Origin of the sequence: Weissella sp. DD23 (assembly GCF_001579105.1) — a bacterium.
Taxonomy (GTDB): Bacteria; Bacillota; Bacilli; order Lactobacillales; family Lactobacillaceae; genus Weissella; species Weissella cibaria.
Map to the genome: position 1 here is coordinate 246,365 of NZ_KQ970394.1, position 1,508 is coordinate 247,872.

General features: G+C 47.2%; 1 protein-coding gene and 1 pseudogene. Both read left to right on the forward strand.

Annotated features, from left to right (window positions below; translation table 11 throughout):
* Window positions 1-604 (forward strand): carbamoyl phosphate synthase small subunit (locus tag WEIDD23_RS08610; RefSeq protein WP_082778323.1); only part of this gene is annotated, 604 nt, incomplete at its 5' end.
* Window positions 597-1,508, forward strand: a pseudogene (locus tag WEIDD23_RS14765) (carbamoyl-phosphate synthase large subunit); the annotation flags it as partial. The gene WEIDD23_RS08610 and the pseudogene WEIDD23_RS14765, both read left to right, overlap by 8 nt.

Sequence of the window (1,508 nt, forward strand, 5' to 3'; positions counted from 1 at the left end):
GTACGTTAACCCAACGGATGGCGTGTCAATTGCGATGATTGATTTTGGGTTGAAAAACTCAATTTTACGCGCGTTAGCCAAGCGCGGCGTCAATGTGACGGTTTTCCCAGCGACAGTAGATGCCCAAACAATTTTGGATACTAACCCAGACGGGGTGTTACTTTCAAACGGACCGGGTGACCCTGAATCAGTCGAGGGGGTATTGCCGGTTATCCGCACGTTGCAGGATCGCTTGCCATTGATGGGCATTTGCTTGGGTCACCAATTGTTTGCTTTAGCCAATGGCGCAGAAACTTACAAATTAAAGTTTGGTCACCGTGGCTTTAACCACGCGGTTCGCAATTTGAACACTGGCCGAATTGATTTTACGTCGCAGAATCATGGTTATGCGGTTGATGCATCATCAATTGTTGATACGAAGTTAGAGATCACCCACGAAGAAATTAATGACCACACAGTTGAAGGATTACAGTTGACGAACCGACCAGCCTTCTCGGTACAATTCCACCCAGATGCAGCACCAGGTCCTCACGATGCTGAGTATTTATTTGATGATTTTTTGCAGATGATTGCCAACGAAAAGCAAGGAGTGCAACATGCCTAAGCGTACAGACATTCGAAAGATTTTAGTGATTGGTTCAGGACCCATTGTGATTGGTCAAGCGGCCGAGTTTGATTATTCTGGTACGCAGGCAACGATGTCTTTGAAAGAGGAAGGCTATGAGGTTGTCTTGGTAAACTCGAACCCTGCCACCATTATGACGGATGCGGAAATGGCTGACCGCGTTTATATTGAACCGCTAACGTTGGAGTTTTTGGAGCGCATCATTCGGAAAGAACGGCCAGATGCTATTTTGCCAACCTTGGGTGGGCAAACAGGACTGAACTTAGCCAAGGATCTGTCTGAAACAGGTATCTTGGCCGAAATGGGCATCGAGTTACTCGGTACAAAATTAACGGCGATTGAAGAGGCGGAAGACCGGGAAGCGTTTAAAGATTTAATGGATCGGCTTCATGAACCAGTCCCTGAGTCAACGATTGCTACGACGGTTGATGATGCGTTAACATTTGCGACAACGCATGGGTACCCAGTGATTGTGCGCCCAGCGTACACCCTTGGTGGAACTGGTGGTGGGATTGCGGCCACACCAACTGAATTGGCTGAGATTGCGGCAAATGGTTTGGAATTGTCACCAGTGACGCAAGTATTGATTGAAAAATCAATTGCTGGTTTTAAGGAGATTGAATTCGAAGTGATGCGTGATGCGGCTGATAACGCCTTAATTGTGGCATCGATGGAAAATTTTGACCCAGTCGGTATCCACACGGGTGATTCGATTGTGGTCGCGCCGGTGCAAACCTTGTCTGATCGTGAACTGCAAATGATGCGTGATGCAGCTTTGAAAATTATTCGAGCACTCAAGATTGAGGGCGGCGTTAATATTCAAATGGCACTGAACCCAGAGTCGTTCCAGTACTACATCATTCGAAGTGAACCCACGTGTGTC